General features: G+C 70.0%; 20 protein-coding genes. 8 read left to right on the top strand and 12 right to left on the bottom strand.

The window, feature by feature from the left end; all coding sequences use genetic code 11:
• Positions 1-11: 11 nt before the first annotated feature.
• Genes ACZ7L5_RS11670 through ACZ7L5_RS11660 form a run of 3 tightly spaced genes read left to right on the top strand, consistent with a single transcriptional unit; the run spans position 12 to position 2,583 of the window.
• On the top strand, positions 12-1,448 hold the full coding sequence (locus ACZ7L5_RS11670; protein WP_471516449.1) for a S8/S53 family peptidase: 1,437 nt from the start codon (positions 12-14) through the stop codon (positions 1,446-1,448).
• Positions 1,449-1,507: 59 nt separating this feature from the next.
• Complete coding sequence (locus ACZ7L5_RS11665; RefSeq protein ID WP_328877796.1) at positions 1,508-2,083, top strand: RNA polymerase sigma factor; 576 nt, start codon at positions 1,508-1,510, stop codon at positions 2,081-2,083.
• A gap of 8 nt (positions 2,084-2,091) precedes the next feature.
• Entirely contained in the window at positions 2,092-2,583 is a 492-nt protein-coding gene (locus tag ACZ7L5_RS11660; RefSeq protein ID WP_471516748.1) for a hypothetical protein, read from the top strand.
• 9 nt (positions 2,584-2,592) lie between these two features.
• On the opposite strand, the gene ACZ7L5_RS11655 is transcribed toward ACZ7L5_RS11660, so the two are convergent.
• The 5 genes from ACZ7L5_RS11655 to ACZ7L5_RS11635 form a co-directional block, all read right to left on the bottom strand.
• On the bottom strand, positions 2,593-3,381 hold the full coding sequence (locus tag ACZ7L5_RS11655) for an N-formylglutamate amidohydrolase (protein WP_471516448.1): 789 nt from the start codon (positions 3,379-3,381) through the stop codon (positions 2,593-2,595).
• Positions 3,382-3,388: 7 nt separating this feature from the next.
• Positions 3,389-3,979: a hypothetical protein gene (locus ACZ7L5_RS11650; protein WP_471516447.1), complete on the bottom strand. Its 591-nt coding sequence runs from the start codon at positions 3,977-3,979 to the stop codon at positions 3,389-3,391.
• On the bottom strand, positions 3,976-4,209 hold the full coding sequence (locus tag ACZ7L5_RS11645) for a DUF397 domain-containing protein (RefSeq protein WP_471516446.1): 234 nt from the start codon (positions 4,207-4,209) through the stop codon (positions 3,976-3,978). The genes ACZ7L5_RS11650 and ACZ7L5_RS11645 overlap by 4 nt, the downstream gene beginning before the upstream one ends.
• On the bottom strand, positions 4,206-5,069 hold the full coding sequence (locus ACZ7L5_RS11640) for a helix-turn-helix domain-containing protein (RefSeq protein WP_471516445.1): 864 nt from the start codon (positions 5,067-5,069) through the stop codon (positions 4,206-4,208). The genes ACZ7L5_RS11645 and ACZ7L5_RS11640 overlap by 4 nt, the downstream gene beginning before the upstream one ends.
• 232 nt (positions 5,070-5,301) lie before the next feature.
• The gene (locus tag ACZ7L5_RS11635; protein ID WP_471516444.1) at positions 5,302-7,521 is read right to left on the bottom strand and encodes an NADP-dependent isocitrate dehydrogenase; all 2,220 of its coding nucleotides are present in this window, start codon (positions 7,519-7,521) and stop codon (positions 5,302-5,304) included.
• A gap of 234 nt (positions 7,522-7,755) precedes the next feature.
• Here ACZ7L5_RS11635 and ACZ7L5_RS11630 point away from each other — a divergent pair, with 234 nt between their 5' ends.
• Positions 7,756-9,324 carry a M1 family metallopeptidase gene (locus ACZ7L5_RS11630; protein WP_471516443.1) on the top strand — a complete coding sequence of 523 codons (1,569 nt, stop codon included), beginning with the start codon at positions 7,756-7,758 and terminating at the stop codon, positions 9,322-9,324.
• A 15-nt stretch (positions 9,325-9,339) separates the two neighbouring features.
• On the opposite strand, the gene ACZ7L5_RS11625 is transcribed toward ACZ7L5_RS11630, so the two are convergent.
• From ACZ7L5_RS11625 to ACZ7L5_RS11615, 3 genes are all read right to left on the bottom strand, one after another.
• Positions 9,340-10,449, bottom strand: a complete 1,110-nt coding sequence (locus tag ACZ7L5_RS11625; RefSeq protein WP_471516442.1) for a mechanosensitive ion channel family protein — start codon at positions 10,447-10,449, stop codon at positions 9,340-9,342.
• Positions 10,450-10,829: 380 nt separating this feature from the next.
• A complete protein-coding gene (locus tag ACZ7L5_RS11620) occupies positions 10,830-11,594 on the bottom strand; it encodes a crotonase/enoyl-CoA hydratase family protein (RefSeq protein WP_471516441.1) in 765 nt (254 codons plus the stop codon).
• 131 nt (positions 11,595-11,725) lie between these two features.
• Positions 11,726-12,691 carry a lysylphosphatidylglycerol synthase transmembrane domain-containing protein gene (locus ACZ7L5_RS11615; protein WP_471516440.1) on the bottom strand — a complete coding sequence of 322 codons (966 nt, stop codon included), beginning with the start codon at positions 12,689-12,691 and terminating at the stop codon, positions 11,726-11,728.
• 126 nt (positions 12,692-12,817) lie between these two features.
• Between ACZ7L5_RS11615 and ACZ7L5_RS11610 the strand changes: the two genes are divergently transcribed.
• From ACZ7L5_RS11610 to ACZ7L5_RS11600, 3 genes are all read left to right on the top strand, one after another.
• Positions 12,818-14,761: an ABC transporter ATP-binding protein gene (locus ACZ7L5_RS11610; RefSeq protein WP_471516439.1), complete on the top strand. Its 1,944-nt coding sequence runs from the start codon at positions 12,818-12,820 to the stop codon at positions 14,759-14,761.
• 93 nt (positions 14,762-14,854) lie between these two features.
• Entirely contained in the window at positions 14,855-18,778 is a 3,924-nt protein-coding gene (locus ACZ7L5_RS11605) for a glycoside hydrolase family 2 TIM barrel-domain containing protein (RefSeq protein ID WP_471516438.1), read from the top strand.
• Between the two features lie 146 nt (positions 18,779-18,924).
• On the top strand, positions 18,925-20,553 hold the full coding sequence (locus ACZ7L5_RS11600) for a serine/threonine-protein kinase (RefSeq protein WP_471516437.1): 1,629 nt from the start codon (positions 18,925-18,927) through the stop codon (positions 20,551-20,553).
• A 19-nt stretch (positions 20,554-20,572) separates the two neighbouring features.
• Here ACZ7L5_RS11600 and ACZ7L5_RS11595 read toward each other — a convergent pair whose 3' ends face one another.
• A complete protein-coding gene (locus tag ACZ7L5_RS11595; RefSeq protein WP_328877784.1) occupies positions 20,573-21,070 on the bottom strand; it encodes a hypothetical protein in 498 nt (165 codons plus the stop codon).
• Positions 21,071-21,498: 428 nt separating this feature from the next.
• On the opposite strand from ACZ7L5_RS11595, the gene ACZ7L5_RS11590 reads away from it, so the two are divergent.
• Positions 21,499-23,019: a catalase gene (locus tag ACZ7L5_RS11590; RefSeq protein WP_328877783.1), complete on the top strand. Its 1,521-nt coding sequence runs from the start codon at positions 21,499-21,501 to the stop codon at positions 23,017-23,019.
• 112 nt (positions 23,020-23,131) lie between these two features.
• On the opposite strand, the gene ACZ7L5_RS11585 is transcribed toward ACZ7L5_RS11590, so the two are convergent.
• Genes ACZ7L5_RS11585 through ACZ7L5_RS11575 form a run of 3 tightly spaced genes read right to left on the bottom strand, consistent with a single transcriptional unit; the run spans position 23,132 to position 25,632 of the window.
• The gene (locus ACZ7L5_RS11585) at positions 23,132-23,554 is read right to left on the bottom strand and encodes a hypothetical protein (protein WP_471516436.1); all 423 of its coding nucleotides are present in this window, start codon (positions 23,552-23,554) and stop codon (positions 23,132-23,134) included.
• A complete protein-coding gene (locus ACZ7L5_RS11580; RefSeq protein WP_471516434.1) occupies positions 23,551-24,024 on the bottom strand; it encodes a protease inhibitor I42 family protein in 474 nt (157 codons plus the stop codon). The genes ACZ7L5_RS11585 and ACZ7L5_RS11580 overlap by 4 nt, the downstream gene beginning before the upstream one ends.
• Before the next feature lie 9 nt (positions 24,025-24,033).
• Entirely contained in the window at positions 24,034-25,632 is a 1,599-nt protein-coding gene (locus ACZ7L5_RS11575) for a peptidoglycan-binding protein (RefSeq protein WP_471516432.1), read from the bottom strand.
• Between the last annotated feature and the right edge of the window lie 62 nt (positions 25,633-25,694).

Genomic DNA, 25,694 nt, shown 5'->3' with positions numbered 1-25,694 from the left:
GAGGACACGCCATGGCACCACAGCGATTCCACGAGCAGTTCGAGCACATCCAACGCTCCATGCCCGACGTCCCCCTCGCGATGGGACCGGACGACTCCGCCGAGTTCATCTACGAGAAGGGCTACGTCCTGGTCCGCGACGGCGAGGACGCCCGCCTCGTCGAGGACACCGTACGCGCGCACTTCACCGCCGAGCCCGACCTCGTGCAGGACAACGTGCGGCGCATGAGCCCGCAGACGAACCGCTCGGGCATCACCCGCATCCAGGTCGGCGACCCCGGCGAGGGCGACCGCGCCGGCGACCGCCCGGTCGCGCACGCCCTGCGTGCCCTGCGCGAGACGGAGGGCCGGGCCGGACGCCGCCTGGTCAGCCGCAACCACCTGGTCTCGATCGCCGTCAACTCCTGCCCCGGCGACGAGCCCGTGCCCGTCCCGGCCACCGAGCAGCTCAACCCCGCGGTGGCCGAGGGCGCCCACGACCCGGACACCGCCGTCGGTGTCCTCGTCATCGACACCGGCCTCATGAACGACTTCCGGTCCGCCCCGCTGCTCGCCCACACCGACGGCGACGCGCAGCTCAAGGAGTGCGACGACGACGGCATCCTCCAGCAGTACGTCGGCCACGGCACGTTCATCGCGGGCCTCGTCGCCGCCGTCGCGCCCAACACGAACGTCACGGTTCGCAACTCCCTCAACGACGCCGGCGCCATCCTGGAGTCCGAGTTCGGCGAGAAGCTCTTCGATGCCGTCGACGCGGGCGGCTGGCCCGACATCCTCAGCCTCTCCGCCGGCACCTCCAACGGCCGCACCGACGGCCTGCTCGGCGTCGAGGCCTTCATGCAGGAACTGCGCGGCCGGCGCACCCTGCTCGTCGCCGCGGCCGGCAACAACGGCAGTGCCACGCCCTTCTGGCCCGCCGCCTACGCCGACCTGCCCGACTACCAGGACACCGTGCTGTCGGTCGGCGCGCTGCGCGGCGACGGCGAGTTCGGCGCCTGCTTCAGCAACCACGGCTCCTGGGTCAAGGTGTACGCCCCCGGCGAGCGCCTCACCAGCGTCCTCACCGGCTTCGACACGCCCGTGCCGTACGTGTACCAGCACTCCACCTACGACGCCTGCCGGTACGGCTTCGGCTACTCCTGCTCCTGCGTCTCCCCGCGCCACACCGGCCTGTTGAGCGAGACGGGCGGGAGCAGCGGCACCAAGCCCGACCAGGTGATGTTCGAGGGGTTCGCGCACTGGAGCGGCACCTCGTTCGCCACTCCCGTCGTCGCCGCGATGATCGCCACCCACATGAGTTCGCAGCAGGAGAACGACCCGCGGGTCGCCCGGTACAAGATGCTCGCGGCGAACACCGGGTTCGCGGAGGTGCGGGGGGCGCATGTACCCGCGCTTCGCCCCCCGACCTGGCGCCCTGTCCCCGTCGCACCGCCGGCTCCTCGCTCATGAGGGTCGGAACCGCCCCCTCCGCGGCGTACGATGACTTGCCGTACACGAGGGGTGGGGCTGTGGACCGTGCAGATGTCGGTGCGTTGGTCCAGTCCGCCGTCGACGGCGACGCGGCGGCCTGGAAGGCGCTCGTGGAAGGAATGAGCCCACTGGTGTGGTCCGTCGTGCGCGCGCACCGGCTCAACGACGCCGATGCCCACGAGGTGTACCAGACCGTGTGGTTCCGTTTCGCCCAGCACCTCGGGCGCATCCGTGAACCCGAGAAGGCCGGGTCCTGGCTCGCGAGCACCGCACGGCACGAATGCCTGAAGGTGCTCAAGAGCTTAAGGCGGCTGACCGTGACGAGCGATCCGCAGCTGCTGGACCGGGTCAGCGAGGAGCGTACGCCCGAACAGTCGCTCCTGGACTCCGAGGAGGCCGCCGCCGAGTCCGAGCGCATCCGCTGGATGTGGCAGGAGTTCGAGGAACTCGGCGACCGCTGCCGCCAGTTGCTGCGCGTGCTGATGGCCTCGCCGCCGCCCAGCTACCAGGAGGTGTCCGCCGCACTGGGCATCGCCGTGGGCAGCATCGGGCCGCTGCGCCAGCGCTGTCTGCGCCGACTGAGGGCCCGACTCGACGCACGGGGAGCGTTGTGAACGACGACATGCACGACGAAGCGACCGGCGAGGAGCCCGTCGACCACAACGGGTCCGGCGACGACGGGTTCGACATCGAACTGCTGGAGGAGGAACTCCGCCAGGCCGCCGCCATCCTGGACCCCGTGCCGGCCCAGCTGCGGCAGCTCGCCGTCGAGGCCTTCGCACTGCACGACCTCGACGCCCGGATCGCCGAGTTGACCTTCGACTCGGTGGTGGACGCCATTCCGGTCAGGGGGGCCACGGACGTGCCGCGGATGCTGACGTTCCGCGCGGGCGAGGTGACCGTCGACGTGGAGGTGACCGCGCAGGGGCTGATGGGGCAGGTACTGCCGCCCCAGCAGGCACGGATCGAGGTGCTGGGCGGCCCGCAGACGGCCATCCCGGTGGAGGCCGACGACATGGGCCGTTTCACCAGCGACACACCGCCGAACGGCCCCTTCGCGCTGCGGCTGCGGACGGGCGCGGAGGTCGTGGTCACGGAGTGGCTGCGGGCCTGACCCGCCGGGTCAGCGTGCGGCGGCGTCCACCAGCGCCGCCAGTGCCGCCGAGAGCCGGGTGAGTCCCGCACCTGCGGGGCCGCCCGGCTCGGTCATGTACGTGTCCCGGCGAATCTCGATCATCAGGGCGCCGACCCGGGGCTCGCTGCCGTAGAAGTCCAGCGGTACGTACGTACCGCTGAACGGACTGTCCAGCCCCGTCTCCCCGCACGGCGCGAACGCCTCCCGGGCGGCGTCGAGCAGTCCGGGCGGCGTGTGGTACGAGTCAGTGCCCAGGCAGACGGGCGGTCGCGGGCCCTCGCCGTGCAGTTCGTAGGGGAGCCGGGCGGTCGGATAGGAGTGCACGTCGATGATCACGGCCCGGCCGGTGGCGGCGAGCCGGTCGGCCACGGCTTCCGTCATCGCCTTCGCGTACGGCCGGAAGTACCGCTCGACCAGCGGTTCCGGGTCTGTGCCGGCGGGCCGCAGCTCCGCGCGATGCGTGGTCCGGGTGTAGACGGCACCCATGCCCACGGCCAGCATCTCCTCCCGCTCGTCCGGGAACCGCTCCGGATCGACGACCAGCCGGGACAACCGGTTGACGAACCGCCAGGGCGTGAGCGACGCCCGTTCGGCCGCCGCCTCGGCGAGCTCCGCGGTGTGCGCGTCGGTGATGTGGTCGAGCTCGCGCTCCAGCGCCCGGTCGTCCAGCACGATCGAGGTCCGCGCGTCGGCCGGGATCTGCCGCGCGGAGTGCGGTACGTGCAGGATCACGGGGGAGTCGGCGGCGCCGGGCAGCAGCTCGAAGGAAGCAGGCATGGGTCTCTCAAGGTGTTCTGGTCAGGGGTTGCCGGGTGATCCGGCGGGGTGCGGGCATGGAGACCTGCTGCACCTTGACGTCGACGAGGGAGTGCCGGCAGTCGTACGCCGGTGCCGTGTCCACGAGCAGGAGGTAGGTGATCGTCGTGCCGCGGCCGATGAGGCCGGGTCCGATGCGCAGCAGCGAACCGCACACCTCCGTCTGCGGGGCACGGGCCGCGCCGGGGCCGGCCTCGGTGCGCAGCACTTCCAGACAGGGCACGCCCAGGTCGACCTGGAACGGGTCCCCCCGGTCGAACGCTTCGCTGGGGATGTCCCACCGCCCGGGGTTGGTCAGCACCAGCCGAACCACGTGTGGATCGGTGAGCAAGGCACCGTTCCACCGGATCTCCAGGCTCCCGTACATGACCTGCTGCACCAACGGCTGGTGGCTCACGGTGTAGTTGAGCCGCCGCTTGGGATGGGTGGAGCGGAACGCCGTCCACATCGCGAGGAACCCGACGAGTACGGTCCCGGCTACGCCGGCCGCCGTCCAGAAGGTCTCCCCGGTGTAAAAGGCACCGGACGCGACGGGCGGGAGAGAGGCGACCTCGTTCATGGGCAGCCCGACGCGCCAAGGGGCACTCCTCCGCCGAGGAAGGCCTGCCACTCGTGCGGTGTGAACACGAGTGCCGGTCCCGGAGCGATCTTGGAGTCCCGGACCGCGACGAGGCCGGCGACTGCCGCGACCTCGACACACGCTCCGTTGCCCGAACTGCGGCTGCTCCTGCGCCAGTCGGCCCCGTCCAGTTCGACCCGCGACAGCCTCCGTCCGTCGTGCGCGCTCATGACCCCTGCATCTCCCTTGCGATCCGCTCCAGCGTGGTGGGTGTCTCCTGCGGGTCGGGAGCGGCGGCCCGCACGAGGTCGAAGGTCTGGATGAAGGTGCGGACATCGCGTTCCTTCTCCAAGTACACGTTTCCGGCGATGGAGTTGACGTAGACGACGGTGGGCTCGCGCGGCCCGAACTCCAGCAGCGAGAAGGTCCCGGCGAGGGCCGCGTGGGCGCCCTTCGCGGTCGGCATGATCTGGATGGTGACGTTCGGCAGCTCGGTCGCCCTGGCCAGGTGCTCCAGCTGGTCCACCATGGCCTCGGTGCCGCCGACGGGCCGCCGCAGCGCGCTCTCCTCCACCACCACCCACAGCTCCAGCGGCTCGGGAGTCCTGGTCAGCAGCGCCTGCCGCTCCTTGCGGAAGCGCACCAACTGGTCCACCTCGTACGGCTCGTTGGGCCGGACGGCGGCGATCACGGCACGGGCGTAGTCCGCGGTCTGCAACAGGCCGTGCACGAAAGTGGGTTCATAGCTGCGCAGGACACTGGCGTCCGCCTCCAGGCCCGCGTAGGTGGCCATGCCGGAGGGCAGCACCTCGTTGTAGTGCGCCCACCAGCCCTGCTGCTGGGCGCCCTTGTGGATCAGCATGACGGCCTCGGTGAGCTCCGGCTCGGTCACGCCGTACCATTGGAGCAGATCGCGGACGTCCCGGGCCTTGATGGGGGCCTGTCCGGTCTCCACCCTGCTGATCTTGGACATCGAGCACTCCAGGTGCGCCGCGACGTCCTCGATCCGCTTGCCCGCGTGTTCGCGCAGGCGGCGGAGTTCGGCGCCGAGCTGGCGCCGCCGTAGCGTGGGTCCGCCGGCCGTGGCCATTGCCTCACCCCTCGCGTCTGTTGCGCCGGGCAAGTGCGTCCGGCCGTCAATTTCCTTGTACCTGAGGATAGTTGAGATCATGCACATGGCTCACGCAATTGCGTGAGAGAAATCGCCTGACTTCGGAACACCCTCGTCAACGACTCCGGAAAGAGCCCCCGGACATGACTCCGCCCCGGCCGGGCGGTGCACCGGTCGGGGCGGAGACGGCGAGGCCCGCAGGCCCGATGGGTCAGCTCAGCGAGGCGAGCGCCTCGTTCCAGGTGGCCGACGGGCGCATGACCGCGGCGGCCTTGGCCGGGTCGGGCTGGTAGTAGCCGCCGATCTCGGCCGGCTTGCCCTGGACGGCGTTCAGCTCGTCGACGATCTTCTGCTCGTTGGCGGTGAGCGTCTCGGCGAGCGGGGCGAAGGCCTTCGCCAGGTCCGCGTCGTCGGTCTGCTTGGCCAGCTCCTGCGCCCAGTACAGGGACAGGAAGAAGTGGCTGCCGCGGTTGTCGATGCCGCCGACGCGACGGGTCGGGGACTTGTCCTCGTTGAGGAAGGTCGCCGTGGCGCGGTCGAGGGTGTCGGCGAGGACCTGCGCGCGGGTGTTGCCCGTGGCCGTCGCGTACTGCTCCAGGGACGGCACCAGCGCGAAGAACTCACCGAGGGAGTCCCAGCGCAGGTAGTCCTCCTTGACCAGTTGCTGGACGTGCTTCGGTGCGGAGCCGCCGGCGCCCGTCTCGAACAGGCCGCCGCCCGCCATCAGCGGGACGACCGACAGCATCTTGGCGCTGGTGCCCAGCTCCAGGATCGGGAAGAGGTCCGTGAGGTAGTCGCGCAGGACGTTGCCGGTCACCGAGATGGTGTTCTCGCCGCGGCGGATGCGCTCCACCGACAGCTTGGTGGCGTCGACCGGGGCGAGGATGCGGATGTCCAGGCCCTCGGTGTCGTGCTCCGGCAGGTACGCGTTGACCTTGGCGATCAGGTTGGCGTCGTGCGCGCGGGTCTCGTCCAGCCAGAAGACGGCCGGGTCGCCGGTGGCGCGGGCGCGGGTGACGGCCAGCTTCACCCAGTCCTTGATCGGGGCGTCCTTGGTCTGGCAGGCGCGGAAGATGTCACCGGCGGAGACCGCCTGCTCGATCACCACGTCGCCGGCCTGGTCGACCAGGCGGATCGTACCGGCGGCCTTGGCCTCGAAGGTCTTGTCGTGGGAGCCGTACTCCTCGGCCTTCTGCGCCATCAGGCCGACGTTCGGGACCGAGCCCATGGTCGACGGGTCGTAGGCGCCGTTCGCACGGCAGTCGTCGATCACGGCCTGGTAGACGCCGGCGTAGGAGGAGTCCGGCAGCACGGCCAGGGTGTCGGCCTCCTGACCGTCCGGGCCCCACATGTGGCCGGAGGTGCGGATCATGGCCGGCATCGAGGCGTCGACGATCACGTCGGACGGCACGTGCAGGTTGGTGATGCCCTTGTCGGAGTCGACCATGGCCAGCTCCGGGCCCTCGGCGATCTCCGCCTCGAAGGACGCCTTGATCTCGGCGCCGTTCGGCAGCGCGTCCAGGCCCTTGAGGATGCCGCCCAGACCGTCGTTCGGGGACAGACCGGCGGCGGCGAGGGCCGCGCCGTACTGCTCGAAGGTCTTCGGGAAGAAGGCGCGCACCACGTGGCCGAAGACGATCGGGTCGGAGACCTTCATCATCGTGGCCTTGAGGTGCACGGAGAACAGCACGCCCTGGGCCTTGGCCTCGGCGATCTGCGCGGTGAGGAACTCACGCAGCTCGGCCACGTGCATCACGGAGGCGTCGACGACCTCACCGGCGAGGACCGGTACGGACTCGCGCAGGACGGTGGTCGTGCCGTCCTCCGCGACGTGCTCGATCCTGAGCGTGCCTGCCTCGGAGATCACGACGGACTTCTCGGTGGAGCGGAAGTCGTTGCGGCCCATGGTCGCCACGTTCGTCTTGGACTCGGCGGACCAGGCGCCCATGCGGTGCGGGTGGGCCTTGGCGTAGTTCTTGACCGAGGCGGGGGCGCGCCGGTCGGAGTTGCCCTCACGCAGGACCGGGTTCACGGCGGAGCCCTTGACCTTGTCGTAGCGGGCCTGGATCTCCCGCTCCTCGTCGGTCTTCGGGTCGTCCGGGTAGTTCGGCAGCGCGTAGCCCTGGCCCTGGAGCTCGGCGATCGCGGCCTTGAGCTGCGGGATCGACGCCGAGATGTTCGGCAGCTTGATGATGTTGGCCGTCGGCGTCTTGGCGAGCTCTCCGAGCTCGGCCAGGGCGTCCGGGATGCGCTGGTCCTCGGTCAGGTGCTCCGGGAACACCGCGATGATGCGGCCGGCCAGCGAGATGTCCCGCGTCTCCACGGCGACACCCGCCTGCGAGGCGTAAGCCTGGACCACCGGCAGGAACGAATACGTCGCCAGGGCGGGGGCCTCGTCAGTGTGCGTATAGATGATGGTCGAGTCAGTCACCGGGTGCTCCGCTCCACGTCTGCAACATTGCTCGACATCAAGATATCTCGTGACCGACCCGTACTCGACAGGGGTCCGCACTGAGGTGCGGGATATCTGCCGCGATCTCGAATCCGCGCAACCGGACCGACCGCCTCCGTGCAACCGGATCGCCGGTCCCACAGTCATGTAAGGCGATCACCACCGATCCGGCGGCCGGCCATGACCATCCGGCCGCCCGAGCGAAAGCGGACCATGAGATATCGCAGCAGAGTGACGGCCCCCGCGGCCGCCCTGATCGGCACGGCAGCGGCCCTGGCCGCCGCCCCCTCCGCCCACGCGACGCCGACGCTGACGGGGGCGTCGGCCGCCAAGACCTCCGGCACCCCGGGCCCCGAGACCCTCGGTGACCCGGTCTACCCGGCCCTCGGCAACGACGGCTACCGCGTCGGCGCCTACCACCTCGACTTCTCCTACGACGCCACGACCCGCCTGGTCGACGCCACCGCGACCCTGAAGATCCGCACCACCCAGGCCCTGAGCCGCTTCTCCCTCGACTCCCTGGGCCTCGACATCCGCTCCGTCCGCGTCGACGGCCGCAAGGCGGCCTTCGAGCAGGTCGACGAGAAACTGCGCATCACGCCCGCACGGACCCTGCCGGCCAAGTGCCGGGTCACCGTCTGCGTCGAGTACGCGGCGGACCCTCGTCGTATTCCGCAGCCGCACACCGGCTGGGTCGACACGCCCGACGGGTTCGCCGTGTGCTGCCAGCCGAACTTGGCCCGCACCGTCTTTCCCTGCAACGACCACCCGTCCGACAAGGCCGACTTCTCCTTCCGCCTCGTCGTCCCGAACGGGCTGAGCGGCGTGGCGACCGGCCGGCTCGTGCGCACCCAGCGTCTGGACGGCGACCGTACGGCTTACACGTACCGCTCCCGCGAGCCCATGGCCACGGAGCTGATCCAGATAACGGTCGGCGACTACGTGGTGAAGCAGCGGCAGGGCCCGAACGGCCTCCCGCTGCGGGACGTCGTCCCGACCGCACGCGCCGAGGCGCTGGAGCCGGCACTGGCGCTCACGCCGGGGATCGTGGCATGGCTGGAGACGCGGCTCGGGGCGTACCCGTTCGAGACGTACGGACTACTGCCCTGCAACTCCGACGACCCGAACGCCTTCGACTTCACGGGCCTGGAGACCCAGACCCTCACCATCTACAAGCCGAACTACCTGCTCCAGGCGGAGCCGAAGATCGGCTCGCACATGATGCACGAGCTGGTCCACTCCTACTTCGGCAACAGTGTCAGCCCCGCCACCTGGGCCGACCTGTGGATCAACGAGGGCCACGCCGACTTCTACGGGCTGCTCTACCGCTACGAGCGCGGCTGGGCCGACTCCCTCGGCCTCACCTCGATGGAAGCGCGGATGAAGGACACCTACGCGCGCGGCGACCAGTGGCGCCACGACTCGGGGCCGGTCGCGGCGCCGAACGCGGTGAACCTCTTCGACAGCCAGCGCTACCTGGGCGGCGTCCTGGTCCTGTATGCGCTGCGCAACCTCGTCGGCGAGCAGGCCTTCAACGCCCTTGAGCGTGCCTTCCTCGACCGGTTCCGCAACTCCTCGGCGTCCACGGAGGACTACATCGCCGTGGCCTCCGAGGTCTCCGGCCAGGATCTGACCGGATTCCTTCGGGACTGGTTGTACGGCACGAAGACGCCGCGGATGCCGGGGCACCCGGACTGGACGGTCACCCCGGTGAACCCGGCCCTCGCCGCGCCGCACAGCCGCAAGGGCAGCCGGTCCCACGACAACTCGGCCACCCTCTAGGCACGTCCGAGCAGGTCAGTCGAGGCGGACGGGGGTCACCTCGTCCGCCTCTCCGGGGAGGCGCGGATGCGGTATCGACTGCTGCGGTATCGACACCGCCCCCTGCTGGATCGCCACCGTCCGGGTGGGCGCCGGAATGCGGATACCCTCCGTGCGGTAGCGCTTGTGCAGGCGCTTGATGAACTCGTGCTTGATCCGGTACTGGTCGCTGAACTCGCCGACGCCCAGGATGACCGTGAAGCCGATCCGGGAGTCGCCGAAGGTGTGGAAGCGGATGATCGGCTCGTGGTCCGGGAGGGCGCCCTCGACCTCGGCCATCACCTCGGCGATGACCTCGTTGGTCACCCGCTCGACGTGGTCCAGGTCGCTGTCGTAGGCGACGCCGACCTGGAGCAGAATCGTCAACTCCTGCTCCGGCCGCATGAAGTTGGTCATGTTCGTCTTGGCGAGCTCCCCGTTGGGGATGACGATCAGGTTGTTGGAGAGCGCGCGCACGGTCGTCTGGCGCCAGTTGATGTCCTCGACGTAGCCCTCCTCGCCGCTGCTCAGCCGGATGTAGTCGCCGGGCTGGACGGTCTTGGAGGCGAGGATGTGGATGCCCGCGAAGAGGTTGGCGAGCGTGTCCTGCAAGGCCAGCGCGACCGCAAGACCGCCCACGCCCAGGGCGGTGAGCAGGGGCGCTATGGAGATGCCCAGGGTCTGGAGCACCACCAGGAAGCCGATGGCCAGGATCAGCACCCGGGTGATGTTGACGAAGATCGTGGCCGAGCCCGCGACACCGGGGCGGGACTGGGTGACCGTCCGCATCAGCCCGGCGATCCCGCGGGCCACCGACAGCGTCACGACGAAGATGAGCAGCACGGTCAGGATCTGATTGACGTTGTGCTGGACCGTCTTCGTCAGCGGCAGCGCGGCGCCCGCGGAGGCCGCGCCGCCGAGGAACGCCGCCCACGGCACCACGGTGCGCAGGGTGTCCACGATGAGGTCGTCGCCGCTCCAGCGGGTGCGGTCGGCGTGCTTGCCCAGCCAGCGCAGCAGCATCCGCAGCAGGACGGCCGCCAGCAGCCCCGCCGCCAGCGCTATCCCCGCGATGACCAGGTCGTCCACAGTGAGCGCGCGCTTCACCGGTCACCCCCGAGGAGAAATGCTGCGGCGAACCCCTTCGCCGACGGCCGGATGTGAAGTCTCGTCACGTTGTCACCTGCTCGATTCCGCGATGTGCCGTCGCACCGGCCACCCCATCCCCCGAGACCGGCGCGAGGGCTCATCCTGCCGTATCGGGTACATGTGTTCGCACCGGGAGCGTCGGCCGGACGGCCTCATCGGCCGCTTTCGGGCATTCTCCCTCGAACTTCCGGCACCCCGAGGGCGGAACGACCGCCTCCGCAGGCGCGCTTGATGCGCGAGCGTCGCTCAGGGGGCGCTCCACGCCGCGCACGCTCCCGGGGCGACGGCCACGGGATGGGGTAGCGGATGCGGTACGGATGCCTCAGCGGTGAACCCCGTCACATGTCCGAGAACGACCCGTGGCGCCCCGCACCGGAGGCGAAACGGGACGCGCCCTCCAGGCTCTGCGTCAACACGCCCATGCCGTGCCGGAGTTCGGCACGCATCGCGGCCGGCTCGGCCAGCCCCTCCTGGTCGAGCACGGAGGCGCGGTCGGCGCGCAGGCAGGCCTGCGGGAACCGCGCGATCGCGGCGGCCAGTTCCTCGGCCTCGGCGCGGGAGCGTCCGCTCGGCACCACACGGTTGGCGAGCCCCATCTCGTACGCCTCGCCGGCCGGCACCGGACGTCCGGTCAGGATCATGTCCATGGCGCGGCTCGTGCCGATCAGCCGGGGCAGCCGTACCGTGCCGCCGTCGATCAGCGGTACGCCCCAGCGGCGGCAGAACACCCCGAAGACAGCGTCCTCCTCGGCGACCCGCAGATCGCACCACAACGCCAGTTCGAGACCTCCGGCCACGGCGTGTCCCGCGACCGCGGCGATCACCGGCTTGGACAGCCGCAGCCTGGTCGGCCCCATCGGGCCGTCCCCGTCCTCCGCGACCTCGTTGCCCTGGCCGCTGCCGAGCGCCTTGAGGTCGGCGCCCGCGCAGAACGTGCCACCCTCGCCCCACAGCACCGCCACCCGCGCCTCGTCGTCCGCGTCGAACTCCCGGAAGGCGTCGGCGAGATCGGCGGCCGTGGGCCCGTCGACCGCGTTGCGGACCTCCGGACGGGAGAGGACGACGGTGGTGACGTGCCCCTGACGCTCGACGCGGACCGGCATGGCGGGGGTCCTTTCCGTGGGTCGGACCCCGTACGTTACTGACTGGTCACATGACCTTCCACCGGAACCGATCGGTCGGACCGCCTTGATCGGACCGTCTTGATCGGGCCGCCTGCATCGGGCGGCCTTGATCAGATGACCTTGAAGCGCACGAGCGCCCCCAGCGTCAGTGCCCCAGGCAGCAGCGGCAGCCACACCGTGATGATCCGGTACGCCAGCACGACCGCCGTCGCCACCGCAACCGGGCCGCCCGCCGCCACCAGCGCCACTATCAGTGCCGCCTCGACCGAGCCGAGCCCGCCCGGCGTCGGCACCAGGGCGACGGCGACGGTCGCCGCGAGATAGGCGAGCGCCATGTGGGCCGGCGGCACGTCGAGCCCCAGGGCGAGCCCGACCAGGACCAGGCCGGACGCCTGCAGGGCGGGGAAGGCCAGCGAACCGCCCCACAGTGCCAGTGCCCGGGACGGACGGGTGTGCACCGAGCGCGCTTCGTCCAGTGCGGTGCGCAGGAACGAGAACACGGCGGTGCGCAGCCGGCGTACGAGTGCGAAGACGGCCACGATCACGACCGCCGCCGCACCGATGATCAGCAGCAGCGGGCCCCACGCCCCCTCCGGCAGGAGCGGCCCGAGTTGCAGCGCGTGCGGGAAGGCGATCAGCAGGGCGGCCAGCAGGCCTACACGGGCCACGCTCTCCGCGAGCAGATACAGGGCCAGCGCGGCCGAGGAACGGGCGAGCGGCAGCCCGCACACCGTCATGAAGCGCAGGTTGACCGCGCTCGCGCCCAGCCCCGTGGGCAGCAGGTGGTTGGCGGAGCCCGCCGCGAACTGCGTGACGAGCAGCCGCAGTCTGGGCAGCCGGTCGATCACGGCGCCCTGCCGCGTGACGGCTGCCGCGACCCAGGTGAGGCAGGTGGCGCAGGCCGCGGCGAGCAGCCACGGCCACTTGGCCGTCGCCAGATGACCGATGCCCTCGGCGAGCACGGAGCGGTGCTGCACCGCGACCACGATGACGAGGGCGAGCGGAAGCAGGACCAGTATCCGGCGGACCGGGAGACGTCTGAGCAGGCGGCCCGCGGGAAGTCGTACGGCTGTCACATTCGGAGAGGTTCTCCACGCTGTGACAACTGCGGGTAGCGACAGCGGGGACGGCGCCTTACGGACCGGCTGCGGACGGACTTCGAGGTTGACCTCAACATTGCTTGAGGTTCTACGTTCTCTCGCATGAGCATGGAGACCACAGCCTGGACCCAGCTGCACAGCGTCATGAACGCCGAGCAGGAACGCCGCCCCTTCGCCCGCGCCACGCTGCGCCGCATCGCCGCCTTCGCCCGCCCGCACCGCCGCCGGATCGCGTTCTTCGTCGTGCTCGGGGTGATGACCGCGCTGCTCGCCGTCGCGACCCCCGTACTCGCCGGACGCGTCGTCGACGCGATCGTGACGGGCGGCGACGAGCGCACCGTCGTCCGCCTGGCCCTGCTGATCGCCCTGATCGCTGTCGCGGAGGCGGTGCTCGGGATCATCGCCAGGCGCCTGTCGGCGACGCTCGGCGAGGGCCTCATCCTCGATCTGCGTACGGCTGTGTTCGATCATGTGCAGCGCATGCCGGTCGCGTTCTTCACACGTACTCGTACGGGAGCGCTGGTCTCCCGTCTCAACAACGACGTCATCGGCGCCCAACGCGCCTTCAGCAACACGCTGTCCGGCGTGGTCAGCAACCTCGTCACCCTGCTGCTCACCCTCGCCGTCATGCTCACCCTGTCCTGGCAGATCACCCTGCTCGCCCTCGTCCTGCTTCCCGTCTTCGTGATCCCGGCCCGCCGCATGGGCCACCGCATGGCCCGCATGCAGCGGGAGGCCGCCGCACTCAACGCCGCGATGGGCACCCGCATGACCGAGCGCTTCTCGGCGCCCGGCGCCACACTGATCAAGCTCTTCGGGCGCCCGGGGGAGGAGTCGGAGGAGTTCACGGCGAGGGCCCGCAGGGTGGCCGACATCGGCGTACGGACGGCCGTCGCCCAGTCGGTGTTCATCACCGCGCTCACCCTGGTGTCGGCCCTGGCCCTCGCCCTGGTCTACGGCCTCGGCGGCTGGTTCGCCCTGCGCGGCACCCTGGAGCCGGGCGCCGTCGTCTCACTGGCGCTGCTGCTGACCCGTATGTACGCGCCGCTCACCGCGCTCGCCGGCGCCCGCGTCGAGGTCATGAGCGCCCTGGTCAGCTTCGAGCGCGTCTTCGAGGTGCTCGACCTGAAGCCGCTGATCGAGGAGAAGCCGGACGCGAAGGAGGTCCCCGAGGGCCCGGTGTCGGTGGAGTTCGAGAACGTCCGCTTCGGCTACCCGTCCGCCGACAAGGTCTCCCTCGCCTCCCTGGAGGAGGTCGCGACCCTCGACACGCGCGGCGGCGCCGAGGTGCTGCACGGCATCTCCTTCCGCGCCGAACCCGGCCAGACGGTCGCCCTCGTCGGCTCGTCCGGCGCGGGCAAGTCGACCGTCGCCCAACTCCTCCCGCGGCTGTACGACGTCGACGAGGGCACCGTACGCGTGGCCGGCACCGACGTCCGCGACCTCAGCGCCGAGTCCTTGCGCGCCACCCTCGGCATGGTGACCCAGGACGGCCACCTCTTCCACGACACCGTCCGCGCCAACCTGCTGCTGGCCCGCCCCACCGCCACCGACGCCGAACTCTGGGACGCCCTGCGCCGCTCCCGCCTCGACGAGCTCGTACGGTCCCTGCCCGACGGCCTCGACACGGTGGTCGGCGAGCGCGGCTACCGGCTCTCCGGCGGCGAGCGCCAGCGGATGACCATCGCCCGGCTGTTGCTGGCCCGCCAGCGCGTCGTCATCCTGGACGAGGCCACCGCCCACCTCGACAACACCTCCGAGGCCGCCGTCCAGGAGGCGCTCACCGAGGCGCTGGAGGGCAGGACCGCGGTCGTGATCGCCCACCGGCTGTCCACCGTGCGGGCGGCGGACCTGATCCTGGTCGTCGAGGCGGGTCGGATCGTAGAACGCGGCACGCACGACGAGCTGCTGGCGGCGGGCGGACGCTACGCCGAGCTGCACCGGACACAGTTCGAGCAGCTGGATTCGGCCAAGGTCGACGGCCGTACCCATCAGGAACACACAAACCTCGACAGCATCATTGCTTCCACTGTGTTCACAACCTAGTGTGCGTTGGGTTTCCGAACAGCACCGCACATGATCTGACGCTCCCTCAAGCCGCGCAGCGCCGCACTGTCGTCCCGAGGAAGGCCGCCGTCGATGCCGCTCACCCCCGTGCCCCCCACCGGCCCGTCCCGCACGCCGGGCGTACCGGTCAGCCGCCGCCGTCTCCTGGAGGGAGGAGCCGCCCTGCTCGGGGTGCTCGCCGTCGCCGGATCGTCCGCCACGGTGCACGCGGCCGACGGGGCCGGAGCGGCGGCCGGCACCCCGGAGTGGAACGGCCACATCGACGTCTTCCGGATCGGCACCCAGCCGCCGCACACCACCCTCATGCCGTACGCGGACGTGAGGCAGGCGCTGGACGCCGACCGCACCCGCTCGCCGTACCGGCTGAGCCTCGACGGCAAGTGGAAGTTCGCCTACGTCGACCGCCCCGACGACCGGGACCCCGACTTCCACCGCACCGACGTCGACGACAGCGACTGGGACAGCATCCCCGTCCCGTCCGTCTGGCAGATGCACGGCTACGACCGCCCGATCTTCGTCAACATCACCTACCCCTGGTGGGGCCCGAACGGCCTGGGCGAGGAGGCGCAGCCCCCGGCCGTGCCGACCCGCTTCAACCCGGTCGGGCAGTACCGCCGTACCTTCACCGTGCCGCGCGGCTGGTCGGGGCGCCGCACCTTCCTGCACTTCGAGGGCGTGAAGTCCGCGCACTACGTGTGGATCAACGGGGAGTTGGTGGGGTACGCCGAGGACTCCTTCACCCCCGCCGAGTACGACATCACCCCGTACCTCAAGCCCAGCACCAACCAGATCGCCGTCGAGGTCTACCGCTTCTCCGACGGCGACTGGCTGGAGGACCAGGACATGATCCGGCTGAGCGGCATCTTCCGCTCGGTCTACCTCTACTCCACGCCCGAAGTCCGCCTGCGCGACTTCAAGCTGGACACCCCGCTCAGCGACGACTACACGGCCGCCGAGCTGTCCGTCACCGCCAACGTGCGCTCCTACGGCGGGACGGCCGAGGGCGGCTACTCCGTGGAGACGCAGCTGTACGACTCCCGCGGCCACGCCGTGTGGTCCAGGCCGCTCCAGCAGGCCGTCGACCTCGCGTCCGCCCCCGCGGGTGAGGACGTGACCGTCCGGGCGAGCAGAGCCGTGCCCGAGCCGAAGCTGTGGTCCGCCGAGCACCCGAACCTCTACACAGCCGTGCTGCGGCTGCGCGATCCGGCCGGCCAGGTGATCGAGACCCTGTCGCACCGCGTCGGCCTGCGTGAGTTCGCGCTCAGGGACGGCCTGATGCGGATCAACGGCAAACCGGTGTCCTTCCGCGGCGCGAACCGGCACGAGATGCATCCCGACAGCGGCATGGCACTCACCCGCGCGCACATGGTCAAGGACATCGAGATCATCAAGCGGATGAACATGAACTCGATCCGCACCTCGCACTACCCCAACAACCCGCTCTGGTACGAACTCGCGGACGAGTACGGCCTCTACCTCGTCGACGAGACCAACCTCGAAACCCACGGCATCCGCGGCGAGTACCCCGGCGACCATGCCGACTGGACCAAGGCATGCGTCGCGCGCGCCCAGGCCATGGTCCACCGCGACAAGAACCACCCCTCGGTCGTCATCTGGTCGCTCGGCAACGAAGCCGGAGGCGGCAGCACCTTCGTCGCCATGCACGACTGGATCAAGTCCTACGACACCACGCGCGTGATCCAGTACGAGGGCGACGACCGGCCGACGATCAGCGACATCCGCTCCGAGATGTACGACAGCCCGTCCCGCGTCGAGCAGCGCGCGAAGGACACCGCCGACACCCGGCCGTACGTCATGATCGAGTACGCGCACGCGATGGGGAACTCGAACGGCAACTTCAAGGAGTACTGGGACATCGTCCGCCGCTACGACGTCCTCCAGGGCGGCTGGATCTGGGACTTCGTCGACCAGTCGCTGAACTGGCCCGTGCCGACGCGCAAGTTCCTCACCGAGGCCGGGCCGGGCGCCCTGCGCGGTGAGATCCTCACCGCGAGCGGCACCTTCGACCGGGCCAAGGGCGTCTCCGGGGCCACCGTATTCCCCCGCGACGAGCGCCTCGACCTCACCGGCTCGCTCACCCTGGAAGCCTGGGTCACCCCGCACCACACCGGCTACCACCAGCCGATCATCGCCAAGGGCGACACCCAGTACGCCCTCAAGCAGTCGGACGACACCCTGGAGTTCTTCATCCACGGCGACGGCCAGTGGATCACCGCCAACTGGGCCCTCCCGGCCGACTGGACCGGCCGCGAGCACCACATCGCCGGAGTCTTCGACGCGGACACGGGCGCGCTGACCCTCCGCGTCGACGGCGAGGTGAAGTCCACCCGCACCACCACGCGCAGGCCCGCCACCACCACCGCGCCCCTCGCCCTCGCCACCGACGTGGACAACCCCACACGGGAGTTCAGCGGCACGATCCGCCGAGCACGCGTGTACGCCCGCGCGCTCAGCGCCGCCGAACTCGGCCGCGACAGCCGGGGTCCCGGTGACGAGGGCGTGCGTTTCTGGTTCGACGCGGCCACCGTCGGCCTCACCGAGAAGCGGCCCCGCGCGAAGACCTTCTTCCCGTACGGGGGCGACTGGGGCGACAACCCCAACGACGGCACCTCCAACGCCGACGGCATCGTCACCGCCGACCGCCGCCACACCGGCAAGGCGGCCGAGATCAAGCAGATCTACCAGGCGGTCAACGCGGCCCCGGCGTCCGGTGACTCACTGACAGCCGGCGCCGCCATCACCCTCACCAACGAGTACCTGTTCACCAACACCCGCGAGTTCGACGGCCGTTGGGAGCTCGTCGCCGACGGCGAGGTGGTGATGCGCGGCAGGCTGAGCCGCGCCCAGCTGGACGTCCCGCCGCTCGGCAGCAAGGACATCACGGTGCCGGTGAAGCTGCCGGACGACCCCGCGCCGGGCACCGAGTACTTCCTCCAACTCTCCTTCACCACCAAGGAATCCACCCCGTGGGCGAAGGCGGGCTTCGAGGTGGCAAAGCAGCAACTCGCCATCAACGCAGACATCCCGGCCGTGACGCCCGTGCCCCTGGCGAACGTGCCGGCCCTCCGCCACGAGGAGGGGGACAAGGTCCTCACCGTCAGGGGAGAGGGCTTCTCGGTCACCGTCGACAAGACCAGCGGCGTCATCACGTCGTACGAGTCCCGCGGCACACGACTCCTCACCTCCGGCCCGGTGCCGAACTTCTGGCGGGCACCCACCGAGAACGACCGCGGCAACGGCCAGCACACCCGCAACCAGACCTGGCGCGACGCGGGCGAGAACCGCAAGGTGACGGACGTGACGGTGCGCGCCCTGCGCGACAAGGCAGTGGAGATCAAGGTCAGCGGCACACTGCCGACTTCCGTCGAGTCGACGTACACCACCACCTACACGGTGTTCGGCAACGGCGAGATCAAGGTCGACAACACCCTGCACCCGGGCGCCGCGTCCCTGCCGTACATCCCGGAGGTCGGCACGCTGCTGTGCCTGCCCGGACGTTTCGAGCGGCTGCGCTACTACGGCCGCGGGCCGGAGGAGAACTACGTCGACCGCCGCGACGCCACCGACGTGGGCGTGTACGCCGGAACCGTCTCCGAGCAGTGGACCCCGTACATCCGCCCGCAGGAGAACGGCAACAAGACCGACGTCCGCTGGATCGCCCTGACCGACGCCAGGGGCACCGGCCTGCTCGTCTCCGGCGAACCCCTGCTGGAGGTCAACGCCTCGCACTTCACCCCGGAGGACCTGTCGTCCGGCGTCCGCCACGACTACCAGCTCACCCCGCGCGACGAGGTCGTCCTGCGCGTGAATCACCGTCAGATGGGCCTGGGCGGCGACAACAGCTGGGGCGCGCACACCCACGACCAGTACAAGCTGTTCCCGAGCCGCGACTACTCCTACACCTACCGGCTGCGCCCGCTGACGGACGTCAACGAGGCGATGGCGGCGTCCCGCAGGCCTACCGCGGTGGAGTGACCCGACGCGACCTCGGCCCCCGATCGCAGTGTGATCCACCTGTAACACCCGCAGGCGCAACCGGTGATGTTGTATTGAGCGTCGGGCTGTAGTGCGATGCTGAGCCGAGGGCACTCGGGGCTAGAGAAACAGGGGACGAAACCGTCATGGAGAACTTGCGGCCCGGCGATCCCACACAGGTCGGGGACTACCGGTTGCTCCGACGGCTCGGAGCCGGGGGCATGGGGCGGGTGTTCCTCGGCCGGTCGCAGCGGGGGCGCACGGTCGCCGTGAAGCTGGTCCATGCGCAGTTGGCGTACGACGCCGAGTTCCGCCGCCGGTTCCGCGCGGAGGTGGCCGCGGCGCGGCAGGTGGGCGGGGAGTGGACGGCCCCGGTCCTGGATGCCGACACCGAGGCGGACACGCCCTGGGTCGCGACCGGGTACGTCGCCGGTCCCACCTTGCACGAGGCGGTGACCGAGATGGGCGGGCCGCTGCCGGAGCAGTCGGTGTGGCACCTTGCCTCCGGTCTGGCCCGTGCGCTGCAGAGCATCCACGGCTGCGGGCTGGTGCACCGGGACCTCAAGCCGTCGAACGTCATGCTGACGGTCAACGGCCCCCGGGTGATCGACTTCGGCGTCGCCCGCGCGGCGGAGGCCAGTGTGCTGACCCGCACCGGTGCGATGGTCGGCTCTCCGGGGTACATGTCGCCCGAGCAGATCCTGGGCAGCGAGATCACCGGACTGAGCGACGTGTTCAGTCTCGGCCTGGTGCTGGCGTTCGCCGCCACGGGCCGACAGGCATTCGGCGGCACGGACAGCGGCGCCCACGCGATCATGCTGCGGGTGACCGAGGACGAACCGGACCTGGAGGGGATGCCCGAGCCGCTGGCCGACTTCGTGGGGCGGTGCCTCGCCAAGCAGCCCGAGCACCGGATTCCGCTGGCGGAGATCGTGGCGACGGCAGAGGCGGCCACGGCGGATGCCCCCTCGGACGCGTGGCTTCCGGGCGCCCTGATGGCGGAGCTCGGCCGGCATGCCGCCGCCCTCCTCGACCTCGAGGACGCGCCGCCGCCGACCCGGGTCGACAACCCGGCCCCGGGTCGTGTGGGGGACGACGTGCACGCTCTGCCGACCATGCACGGCGGGCGCGTCCCTGCCCCGCCGCCGGGCACTCCGACGCCGGTACCGATGCCCCCCGTACCCACGCCGACGCCGTCCCCGATGCCGCCGATGCCGACGCCGACGCCACGGACAACGGTGACCACACCGCCGATGCCGCCGGTACCGGGCGGCTTCCCGCCGGGCGGCAGCCGAGCGAGCCGGGTCGGCCCCGTGCTGCTCGCTTTTGCCGCCGTCGTCGTGATCGCCATCGTTCTGTCCGTGGTGCTACCCGGCCTCGGAGGAAAAGGGGACCGAGCCAACTCCGGGGCGTCCGGGGCGGGTTCCTCCACGAACTCCCCGAAGGCGTCCCCGGCCGACTACAAGGGCAAGTGGACCGGGAACGTGCGCGAGTCGGACGGCAGCCTCTACTCGATCCAGGTGAACTACAAGGGCGGGAAGATCGGCGACCAGGTGGCCACCGTCGAGTACCCGTCACTGGCGTGCAGCGGCCGATGGATCCTCACCATGGACACCGGGCATTCGGTGCAGGTCCGAGAGGAGATCACCAAGGAGAGCAGCCCGATGAACTGCGTCGACGAGGTCGATCTCATCCTGACGCCCTCGGGCGACGGCGCTCTGCGCTACGAGGTGACGAGCGTGGAGGACACCGGAACGCTGCAGCGCAGCAAGTGAACCGACACAGATCAGGAGGTCAGTCCGGGAGGGGCAGCGGCGGAAGCTGCTGGTACTCGGACCGGCCACGGTTGAGCACGGAGATCGTCGCGGCGGTCAGCCACGGCACGGTCGGCCCGGCCAGCCGCATCGGCTCCCACTGCTGGTAGTCGGTGAACAGTGCCCACTGTTCGAGCACCGGAAGAAAGCTGATGATCTCGTGGTGCCGAACCGTCACCCAACGGTTCTCCGCCGCGACATGCAGCAGCATGCGGCGGTCGGTGAGTATCGCGCGGCAGGAGGAGAAGTCGCGCCACTGCGCCTGAGCCATCGCCTGCGCCCGGTTGCGGGCGCTGTTGTTGGAGAGCGCGTCTCCGACCAGCCCGGCGGCGACGAACATCGGTGACCCGAAGTAGAAGCCCGAGCGCTGGTTGTAGGTGACGTTCGTGCCGTAAAAGCGCGAGTAGTCCGCCGCCACGTCGCCGTATGCGATCTCACCCTGTTCGAGCAGCACACCTGGAGTGGCGATCGGGGCCAACTCCCCTCCGCCGCGCAGGTGTCGGTGGAGAGAACATGCGGCTTCCCATCCCTGCTGGTGAAGGGCGCGCAAGTGATCGTCAGCTGAATTCCGTTGTGGCACTGCCTCTAGCCCCCACTGCGACACAGAACGGGTGGATCACCGTCCGCTCCCATAATGCCAGGTGGGGATGGATCGGGACCCGAGTATCGCGTGCTGAGCGCAGGACCTTCACGGGTGGGCATGAGGTCGGCTGAGACGCGGCGGGCACATTTTCCCACGTACGCCTTACCTGCGCTCCCGATGCCGGTGGGTCGAGGCGAGGGCGTTTACCTCGCCTTCTCCGGGTCACGCGCCATATGGGAAAAAAGTGTCGGCTGGGACCGTCTATGCCGCGTCCGTACGGGAGTCGCGACCTGGCCGCCGGTACACCAGGAAAGGGACGACTCATGACGGAGATCCGACCCGCCACCACCTCCGATTCCGGCGCGCCGGTGGAGAGCGACGAACACTCGCTCACCGTGGGCCCCGGGGGGCCGATCCTGCTGCAGGACGCCTATTTGATCGAGCAGATGGCGCAGTTCAACAGGGAGCGGATACCCGAACGGCAGCCGCATGCCAAGGGAAGCGGCGCCTTCGGTCACTTCGAGGTGACACACGATGTCAGTGCGTACACGAAGGCGGCCCTCTTCCAGCCCGGTACGCGCACCGACCTGGTCATCCGCTTCTCCACCGTCGCCGGCGAGCGCGGCAGCCCGGACACCTGGCGTGACCCGCGCGGCTTCGCGGTGAAGTTCTACACCAGCGAGGGCAACTACGACATGGTCGGCAACAACACGCCGGTCTTCTTCGTGAAGGATCCGATGAAGTTCCAGCACTTCATCCGGTCCCAGAAGCGCCGCGCGGACAACAACCTGCGCGACCACGACATGCAGTGGGACTTCTGGACCCTCTCCCCGGAGTCCGCCCACCAGGTCACATGGCTGATGGGCGACCGCGGCATCCCGCGGACCTGGCGCCACATGAACGGCTACACCTCCCACACCTACATGTGGATCAACGCAGCCGGCGAACGCTTCTGGGTGAAGTACACCTTCAAGACCGACCAGGGCATCGAGTTCTTCACCCAGCACGAGGCCGACCAGATGGCCGCGGCCGACACGGACTACCACACCCGGGATCTCTTCGAGCACATCCGGGACGGTGACTACCCCAGCTGGACCCTGTACGTGCAGGTGATGCCGTACGAGGATGCCGCGGGCTACCGCTTCAACCCGTTCGACCTCACCAAGGTGTGGCCGCACGGCGACTACCCGCTCATCCCGGTCGGTCGCATGACGCTCGACCGCAACCCCACCGACAACCACGCGCAGATCGAACAGGCGGCGTTCCAACCCAACAACTTCGTCCCCGGCATCGGTCCGAGCCCGGACCGCATGCTGCTGGCCCGTCTGTTCTCCTACGCGGACGCCCACCGCCATCGGATCGGCGGCAACTACCAGCAGCTTCCGGTGAACGCCCCCGTCGTCGACGTCCACACCTACTCGAAGGACGGGGCGATGGCCTACCGGAACACCACCGACCCGGTGTACGCCCCGAACTCCAAGGGCGGCCCCGCGGCGGACACCGAGCACTACGGATCCCCGCCCAGCTGGACGGCCGACGGCGAGATCACCCGGGCCGCCTACGTCTCCCACCCCGAGGACGACGACTGGGGCCAGCCCGGCACCATGGTGCGCGAGGTCCTGGACGACGCCGCCCGCGACCGCCTGGTCGACAACGTCGTCGGACACCTCCTCAACGGAGTGAGCGAACCCGTCCTCGAGCGAGCCTTCGCGTACTGGTCGAAGATCGACGAGACCATCGGCAAGCGCATCGCCGACGGCGTACGGGCCAAGGCCGACGAGAAGGACCCCAAGGCCGCCGAACAGGGCAACCCGGCACGGAGCTCCATGCAGCACAAGGCCTGAAAGGCCCCATCGGGCCCCACGACAAGGACGGCTGACGCCGACGGCCCGGCGGGAGAGCGCTCCGGCTCTCTCTCGCCGGGCACGGCTGTGCCGTGATCCGGAGGCCCGCCGCTCACTCCCCGGCCATCCGAGAGACGTGGACGCGCCGGAGGCTGAGCAGTTCGGCGACGGCCTCCAACCAGCGGGCGGCGTCCTCGTCGCCGTCCACCCCGCCGACGGCGGTGGCCGCAGACTCCAGCCACGCGCGCACCATGGAGACCGCTTCATCGCCCGGCACCGGCTCGCGCAGCTCGGCCGCGTACCGGACGCCCCCGCGGCGTACCACCTTGGCGAGGAAGGCCACCGCCCGCGGCTGGATGCCGATGCGGTCCAGCAGGACGGCGGCGCCCACCGCGCCGTCGCCGAACAGGGCGGTGCGGTGCGGTCCGGCGAAGGAGAGGCCGTAACGCAGCATCGCCGGGATGTCCGACTGCGCAAGCTCGTCGTCGGTCCGGCCGGGGGGCGGGGTGTGCGGGGTCTGCGGTGCGGAGGTCATGGCTTGCTCACGGTGACGGTGTAGGTGTGGATGGTGGCCCGGTACTTCTTGTCGGGGGTGGGGCTGCCGCTCGGGACAGGGGACGGCGTGACGGGACCGCCGGCATCGCCGCCGCCGGCGCAGGCACCGTGCGGGCACTGGATGAGCCGGATCTTCGTCGTGCCGGGACCGACGGCCTTGAAGTCGAAGAAGTCCGTTCCGCTCCCGCTGCCGACGGCGTCGTCGTCGGCTTCGATGTCCTCCCGCTTGTCCGTCTTCCGGACGACGTCGGGGTCGGGCTCCGGCGACGTCAGGTACCACCATTCCCCCATCGCGGTGTCGACCGGGACGGACAGCGTGAACTCCTCACCCTGATCCACCTGTATGTCCTTCTCACCCAGCTCGTAGGTGTCCGGTCCGGTGAGGCCGCAGCCCGCGAGCAGGGTCATCAGCAGGGCGGGAAGGGCGAGTCGGCGCAGGGCGCTGGTCATGACGCTCACTTATCGGTCGGCGGGCAGGTGGATGGCGTATGCGTCGGGCATGCGGGAGTCGGATGCCTTGTTCATGTGGCCGTTGACGAAGTCGTCCTCGCTGACCCAGGTCGTCTGGCCCCACGGGTTGTAGATCTGGAGCATGTCGCCCTCCTGGCCGATCACCATCATCTGGTGTCCGTGCCGGCCGTCCTTGTCGTACCCCTCCACTTCGATGGGGACGGGTCTGCCCTCGGCAACGGACTTCTCGATGTCCGGCAGCACGTCACGACGCTCGTCCGCACCGCGAACCTGCTGGTACTCGTACTTACTGCCGGTGTGCGGGCTGATCTCGTCGTTGGCGATCTCGTTCTGCCCGTCGCTGTCCATTCCATCCGGAACGTCGGACCACCAGTGCGTGTTGTCGCCGTCGCCTTCCTCGTGCAGGCGCAGCTGTTCGTCGTGGAGACGGTCGCGGAAGGCGTCGGGGTCGTTCTCCTGCCCGGACGGTCCGCCGGTCAGCTCCAGGGCGTAGACGGGATCGACCATGGCACGGGCGGTCACGGTGCTGGACGGCACACAGGTGTTGCCCTCCTGGGACCACTTCTCGTCGCCGAACCACTGGTAGTCGGTGTTCTTGTTCGACCCGTCCGCGTTGACCCCCTCGTTCACCTTGCTGTCGCCGGCCGTGACGATCGGGCTGAGGTGCTGCTGAAGCCAGGCCGGGTCCCTGCCGTGGATTTTGTCGCGGAACTGGCCGACCTCGTCCACGTCGTAGCCCGCGGCCAGTGCCTTGACCAGATACGCCCGCTCCTGCGGCGTCCTGGCATCCGCGAGCATGCGCTCGAAGCGGGCCTCGTCCCGCGCGTTCATCTTCTCCATGAAACGGCCGGAGCGTTCGAGGTCCCCCGCGGTGAGGAGTTCGTTCTGTTCCCGCGGCCCGCCGAACACGCCGGCGTCGGCGAGGACGAGGCGGTCGGCGGCGGAGATGTTGTCGGTGTGCATCTGCCCGGCACGGGCCTCGGCCGCGTACTTGTTCAGTTCCCGCGCAGCCGTCCGCGCCGCGTCGTCCGCCTCCTGCGCGGCGGCGTAGCGCAAGTTGGCCCCCGTTCCCGCGATGTCCTGGGCCCGTTCGCGGTCGGCTTCCTCGGCGTCCTTCTCGACCATGTCGTCGAAGAAGCCGTCCTCGCCGCCGAGTATCGTGCGGGCCTTGTGCAACTGCTCGCGGCCGTCGGCGTCCTTGGACTGGGCGGAGGTGAGCGCGTCAGAGAGCTCGTAGAGGGCCTTGGACGCCTTGCGGAACGCCTCGGCCATCTGCTCGGCGGAACGGCTGGCCGCCGCCACCACCTCGGCCGCCTTGGCGCCGGTGCTGCCCACCCATACCGACGGAAGCCCTGACGCGGCGACCTTCTCGACCCGGTGCTGCACGTCCGCGGCGTCGTCGGCCTGGCTCTTGTAGCGCTGGGCGATGGCGTCCAGGGTGCTCGGGGAACCGACTGGCGCGGAGACACCGAGGAGGTTGCCGATGGCCTCCAGGACCTCGTTCTTGCTGCCGGCCGTCGCGAGGTCTCCCGTGTAGCGGTCGATCTTTTCCTTGCGGTCGGTGGTGGATTCGCCTGCGTCAGCCATGTGGTGAGAGCCCCGTTGTCCTTGCTCAGGTGTCAGGTGGAAACACACACGCCGGCCGGGCG

It is taken from the genome of Streptomyces sp. NPDC107528, assembly GCF_055639295.1.
This window is presented reverse-complemented; position numbering and strand designations above follow the sequence as displayed.